The 6371-nt window shown below is 44.7% G+C and carries 6 protein-coding genes; 5 read left to right on the plus strand and 1 reads right to left on the minus strand.

Going from position 1 to position 6371, the window contains the following annotated elements:
• Nucleotides 1–266 precede the first annotated feature (266 nt).
• The 3 genes from GX089_04915 to GX089_04925 all read left to right on the plus strand — a co-directional run bounded on the left by GX089_04915 (nt 267) and on the right by GX089_04925 (nt 3745).
• A complete protein-coding gene (locus tag GX089_04915; GenBank protein NLP01816.1) occupies nt 267–1331 on the plus strand; it encodes a UDP-N-acetylglucosamine--N-acetylmuramyl-(pentapeptide) pyrophosphoryl-undecaprenol N-acetylglucosamine transferase in 1065 nt (354 codons plus the stop codon).
• A 76-nt stretch (nt 1332–1407) separates the two neighbouring features.
• On the plus strand, nt 1408–3027 hold the full coding sequence (locus GX089_04920; GenBank protein ID NLP01817.1) for a DUF342 domain-containing protein: 1620 nt from the start codon (nt 1408–1410) through the stop codon (nt 3025–3027).
• Between the two features lie 7 nt (nt 3028–3034).
• Complete coding sequence (locus tag GX089_04925) at nt 3035–3745, plus strand: STAS domain-containing protein (protein ID NLP01818.1); 711 nt, start codon at nt 3035–3037, stop codon at nt 3743–3745.
• 9 nt (nt 3746–3754) lie between these two features.
• Here GX089_04925 and selD read toward each other — a convergent pair whose 3' ends face one another.
• Entirely contained in the window at nt 3755–4792 is a 1038-nt protein-coding gene (selD, locus tag GX089_04930; protein ID NLP01819.1) for a selenide, water dikinase SelD, read from the minus strand.
• 162 nt (nt 4793–4954) lie between these two features.
• On the opposite strand from selD, the gene smpB reads away from it, so the two are divergent.
• Nucleotides 4955–5398 carry an SsrA-binding protein SmpB gene (smpB, locus tag GX089_04935; GenBank protein ID NLP01820.1) on the plus strand — a complete coding sequence of 148 codons (444 nt, stop codon included), beginning with the start codon at nt 4955–4957 and terminating at the stop codon, nt 5396–5398.
• Nucleotides 5399–5404: 6 nt separating this feature from the next.
• Nucleotides 5405–6371: hypothetical protein (locus GX089_04940; GenBank protein ID NLP01821.1), on the plus strand; the 967-nt coding region annotated here is incomplete at its 3' end.

The following is a 6371-nucleotide window of genomic DNA, read 5'->3' on the forward strand; positions in this document are numbered from 1 at the left end:
CTCCACTGATTCCGCATCTGTTTTACAGATCTGGTTCCCGACAGGCTTATACTTCTCTCCCCCTAGAGGGTACTCCCGGTGAGATCGCAAGTTAAGGCAGGTTTATTTCAGTGGCCGAAAAATATAGTTTGTGCAGAAAAAAAAAACTATCAGAAAACTTAATCAAATCTGAGACCGGCATTTTCAAGCGGCTAATTATATATTTTGATGCCGGATAGCACTGGTTTTTTCTCTTTTGCATATTACGGCCAAGGAACTTGCAAGTTGTGCATATTCTTTATTTTATCACGGCTCACGGATATGGACATGCGGTACGGGCCACTGCTATAGCTAACCGGATCCCACCTGCAGTAAAAATCACATTCAAGACCAATATACCCGGCTCTTTTTTCAAGGAGGAGTTGCAGAGACCTTTCTGCTGTGAACCGGGGGAATTCGATTGCGGCTGCATTCAGTCCAGTGGCGTAACAGTAGATATGGAACAGACTCTGAAAACCTATACCAGTCTTGAGGAGCGCAATTCAAAGATCATCGAGAGGGAACTTTTGTGGTGCCGGAGAAATAATGTGGATTGCATTCTCAGCGATATAACCCCTTTTGCCTTTGAGATAGCGTACAGGCTGGGGATTGTTTCCATTGCAATATCCAATTTTACCTGGTTTGATATTTATAATGAGTATACCTCGTTTTTCCCGGAATTTAAGCCTGTTCTCGATAACATTCAGACCCAGTACAGTTATGCAGATATGCTTCTTGCCCTCCATCCGCCTTTGCAGATGGATTACTTCAGCAGGAAACAATCCGTTCCGGTTGTGGGAAGGAAAGGGAAGAATGTTAGAGAACTTGTGATACGGAAATACAGGTTAAGCGAAAATAAAAAACTTGGATTGATCTACGTTGGTGATTTCGGGATGGATGGTGCTCAGTGGCAAAGGCTTGCAGAAATTGAGGACTGGGAGTTCCTCGGGCTTCACCCGCTTGTCGGAAATCCTCCTAATTACCATATAATCAACAAAAAAGAATTTCGATATCAGGACCTTACCGCATCCTGTGATGTCGTTATAAGTAAACTTGGTTACGGTGTGGTTTCAGAATGCTTTCTCAATGGAATTCCTCTGATTTACCTGCCCAGAGCGCTTTTTGCTGAATATCCTGCCCTGGAAAAAGCGGTGCAGTTCTGGGGAGGAGGGGTATGTTTGGATGAGGAGAGTTTTCTTAAACTGGATTGGAAAGAGGCTCTGGAACGCGCTGCTTCACAGGAGAAACCGCCCCCGATTGAGTCCGATGGAGCAGGAATCTGCGCCCAAAAAATCGTCGAATTGTTGAAATGAATCCGGTTTACCTTGAAATAGATGATTCTGCATTAATATAATGTAAGAAAAATCCTTGCTATTTCAAGGTGGATTAGTGAAAAATCCTCTCGAACAGTTTTTTGCAGTAGAAGAGCGCCCCGATGGTGTTTATATCAGGCTGAGCAGAGTCGAAAGGGACTCGATCAGGATTGAACATGTCATATCATTGCTGCAGGAGGCAATGGTGCTCAATCTTGACGTCGAAAGATTAAAAGCCGCAGTTGAAGATGCTAAAGGGGAATTTGAGTGTATCGGACCTCCTTTTGAGTATTACAATCCGGAATTTGAACGCTACATCGATCTGTCGATTTCTGCTCAGAAAGCAAGTCTGACAATCCGGTCCGAATACCTGACCACTGAGAACGGAATTATTACGGAACAAATGATTTCCCTTCTGCTCTCCAAAAGGGGAATCGTACATGGAATCAAAACTGATGCGATAAAATCGATTGTTGAGAAGAAAATCGTTGATACTCCTGTTGTTGTCGCAGAAGCTACTCCTCCGGAAAATGGTGATGATGCGGTAATTGAACTGAAAGTTCTTGTCAACCCTGAAATTCATCCGCACATAAGAGAAAACGGCAGTGTGGATTATCGCAATATCCAGACCTTTACTTCTGTAAGCAAGGATCAGGTGCTTGCCATTAAGACTTTTCCCACCAAAGGAAAACCGGGGATGACAATTACAGGAAAACCGATTCCTGCGCTTGCTGGAAAGGACAAACAGCTTCCCAGGGGGCGGAATACAGAAATAGTCGATGATGGTAAAGCTCTGGTGGCCACTAAAACGGGAATTATCTGTCTGGATGGTTATCTGCTGAGTGTTGTGGAACTGCTTCATATCTCAGGGAATGTCGATTTCAGTGTAGGAAATATCAAATATTCCGGTGATGTACTGGTAAATAAAAATGTCCTGCCAGGCTTTACCATTGAAGCTGACGGGAATATACACATAAAGGGAGATATTGAATCGGCCAGGCTTATTTCCCGGAACGGCACTGTTACGGTTGAAAAAGGGATAATCGGTAAGAATGAAACCCTTGTAAGTGGAAAAACTGGAGTGCAGGTCTCATTTGCACAGGAATGCCGCATAATGTCAGAGGGGACAATTATTGTTAGTAAATATCTGCTTCACTGCGAGTGTATCTGTGCAGCGCTGGATGCCGCTTCTGCGGGGTGCAGCATAATTGGCGGAGTGATAAAAGCGGAAAACCAGGTCTCTGCCCGCAATGTGGGAAATGAGCGGGGTACTGTTACAAGAATTACTCTTTATGACAAGCATAAGGTGACACTCGAAGAAAAGCTGATGGAGATAATCGATCTGGAAGCCAGGCTTATGGCCGAACTGCAGCCGATAGAGAAGGCTCTTAAAAGCAAGGTCTTCATGCTAAAGCGCAGCGGCGGAGGGATAGTTGGAAAGATCAAAGGGGAAGTGAAGAAGCTTGTTGATAGTCACAATGCTGTAAAACGCAAGATCAGCTATATTCAGCAGAACAAGGAGAGCCTGAGAAGAGAGATTGCTTTACCCAGAGAATACAGGGGGTATGTCAGAATTCATGGAAACATTTTCCCGGCGACTGAAATAAATCTTTACGGAAGCAGTGAGCATGTTATAAATAAGACAAGCAACAGGTGTTTCCGCCTGAATGAGGATAATCTTGTAGTTTCTGAATAAAGGAGTAATGATGATTATAAAAGAGGTACCGGTTGAGGAGAGGTTTGGTGATCTGTGGGTTCTGCTGCCTGATGCTATCAGTATGTATAGCTGCCGGGAGATCGATGCTGCCGTCAGTAAAAGAATAAACAGCAGTATTAAACGAATTGTTCTTAATCTGTCAAATACATACAATCTGTTCAGCTCGGGACTCAGACTGATGCTTTCTTTACGGAAGAAGATAAATCTCAGAGGCGGAGAGCTCGTCCTGGTAAATGTGTCTGCACCGATACGCCAGTTGCTCACTGATTTGAATCTGGACAGAGTATTTAAAATTTTTTCCACCGAGATTGAATTCGAAGTATCACATGAAGATGTCTGGAATCAGAAAAACACTGAAATCGAAACCGGGTTTGTATTCCTGATTGAGGCAGAACAGGATATTTGCCATATTACTGTTTCCGGTGAAATGGTTTCAGGACAGGACTTATCCAAATGCGAACAGTTCACACCTCAGCCCGGAATCAAAAAGTTTATTATTGATTTTTCATCTCTCAATATGATCGATGCTTCCGGAGCGACGGCACTTCTTGAACTTGCAACAGCAGTAAACATCGCAGGAACTACTTTAAGAGTTATTGGTGCTGCAGAGATGATCAAGGAAACACTTGCCCTGTTTGGTGTAGACCAGTTTCTGGCTTATTACAATGATGAGAAGTCTGCTTTGGAGAACAGTTAATAATGGTAATCAGAAAACCTCAAGGAGACTCGATGCTCTCTCAACAACCCTTCCTATGATCTCAGATTCTGGATAGTCCGATTCCCGCAGTGCTTTCAGTACATTACCGGCGTAAAACTCCGGAACAGACATGAAAAGCCCTCCCGACGTCTGTGCATCAAGAAGAAGCATTCTGCGGTTGTAATCAAGGTCACGTGCAAACGCTGTGTTCCTTTCTATAAATTCCTGATTTCTGAATCCGGCTCCGGGAATGCATCCCATCTCGGCAAGCTCGTATGCTCCCTCAAAAAAAGGAACAGCCTCACTCTCAATAAGGAAGGTAACCCCGCTTGCATCAGCCATCTTCAAAGCATGACCAAGGAGCCCGAAACCGGTAATATCTGTTGCACACCGTACTCCAAACTCCTGCATTATTTCCGCACCTCTTTTGTTAAGAAGCATCATCGAATCCAGCGCTGCCTTATAATGAGTCTCATTTACCAGACCAACTCTCTTTCCTGCTATTATGACTCCGGTACCTAGAGGCTTTGTCAGAATGAGCAGGTCACCTTTCCGTGCTGCGGCATTGGTGATAATCCTCTCAGGATGAATTGTGCCTGTAACAGCCAGGCCATACTTTGGAGGAAAGTCATCTATTGTATGTCCGCCTGCAATTACTCCTCCGGCCTCACTTATCTTTTCCTGACCGCCTTTAAGTATGTCCTTCAGCACTGAAAGGGGAATGCGTTTTGAGGGAAACATCACCAGATTCATTGCAGTCAAAACGCTGCCACCCATGGCGTAGACATCACTCATTGCGTTTGCAGCAGCGATTCTTCCAAAATCGATCGGATCGCTGCAGACCGGAGGGAAAAAATCGGTAGTCTGAATCAGCGCCAGGTCGTCACTGATACGGTACACGCCTGCATCATCATGAGTCTCTATATCCACCAGCAAATTCTTGTCTTTTATACGCGGGATATCTTTCAAGGCTTCTGAGAGCTGGAGGGCGGAGATTTTTGCTGAACATCCCCCGTATTCAACTGTTGATAGCAGATCAAAGCTCATTTTTTTTCCTCTATTCTTAACAGGCTGGTTTTTAGGCTCAGTCTCAAGGATAAAATATTAGATGCAGGGGCTTCTGCAACCCAATCAGGTTTTCGATTGAAGATCAAAATTACGTCACCTCTGAGATTGCCTAACTCTTCAGGCTGTAACTATTTTTAGACGATGAAAACCGTGGCGCAGAATCGCAAAGCTTTTCATGATTACGAAGTTTTGGAAAAGGTGGAGGCCGGAATAGTCCTGAGCGGATCTGAGGTAAAATCGATCAGGGCCGGTAAAGTCAATCTGGCGGAGAGCTATGCTCAGTGTATACATGGGGAGATCTTCATTGTAAGTCTTCACATCAGCCCCTATGATAAAATCGGCGCCTATTCAGCCGATCCTTACAGGAAAAGAAAACTTCTTCTCCGAAAACGCCAGATTGCGCATCTTTGCAATGAAGTCGAACGCAAGCAACTCACTCTTATTCCCCTTTCCATGTATTTCCAGAAAGAATGGGTAAAGATAGAACTGGGACTTTGCAGAGGCAGAAAAAAATACGATAAGCGCCAAAGAATTGCTGAGGAAGAATCGAAGCGCAGAATCGCCCAGATTATGAGAAAGCGTTAGTCAGGTATGAAAATTTTCTATTCAACAGTGCTTTTACTAATCTCAGTCTCTTTTTGTTTCTCTCAAGGGGATTCCTTCCGGACTATCCGTTCTGTTCCTGTCGCCAGTATTTCCGGTTCACAGATGATCTCATTGACAGATATATGTGACGCGATGGGGTACAGATGGCGGTGGGATCGGTATTCTCAGAGGTTTTCCTGTACCAGAAACACAACCCGGCTCTCATTTGTTCAGGATAACCGTTTCTATACAATGAACGATAAAGTTTTTCAGCTTCCTGCATCAGCGGTCCGTCACGGCGGCACTCTCTATATTCCGCTTCAGGCAGCCTCTGAGATTTTCGGCGATTCCGGGGAAACGCTGAAACTCAATAGTGAAGCTGGCACAGTAAGCACCAGTGCCCCCAGGTTTTCCATTCTCTCGGTTCTCTGTGATAAAAAGCAGAACGGGACATTGCTGACGATAAACCTTACAGATTCGCTTCCGTTTGATTATATCTACTACTATCCCAGTCTTACACTCAATTTTTTCGGCGGCACAGTTGACACGCAAAAGGTAAAGCAGGGGAGGGTGGGGCTTGTAAAGTCAGTCTCTTCCGTGCAGTTCAAGGAATCTGCCCAGATCTCAGTTCGCCTTGTCTCGGAGATAGAGGAACCTGTAATTGATTATGTCCAGGACACAAAAACACTCATGGTTTCATTGAGGCCGTTAAAATCTGTGCAGAATCAGAAAAAACGGACTCCCCCGCCAGTGGAATCACAGGCGGTGAAAACTATTGTGCTGGATCCGGGGCATGGCGGCAAAGATCCGGGCGCTATCGGATCTAAAGGGGTTAAGGAGAAGGATATCGTTCTGGGGATTGCTCTTTACCTGAGAGATCTTCTTGAGAGGAAAACAGATCTGAAAGTCTATATGACAAGAGACAAGGATGTATTTGTACCCTTGAGTGAGCGGACCAGAATTGCAAATCAAA

The organism is Fibrobacter sp., assembly GCA_012523595.1.
GTDB lineage: Bacteria > Fibrobacterota > Chitinivibrionia > Chitinivibrionales > Chitinispirillaceae > JAAYIG01.

What these genes read in the sequence shown, in the direction of transcription:
- GX089_04925 (NLP01818.1), top strand. Translation starts at nt 3,035, where the DNA reads ATGATGATTATAAAAGAGGTACCGGTTGAGGAGAGGTTTGGTGATCTG.
- selD (NLP01819.1), bottom strand. Translation starts at nt 4,792, where the DNA reads ATGAGCTTTGATCTGCTATCAACAGTTGAATACGGGGGATGTTCAGCA.
- smpB (NLP01820.1), top strand. Translation starts at nt 4,955, where the DNA reads ATGAAAACCGTGGCGCAGAATCGCAAAGCTTTTCATGATTACGAAGTT.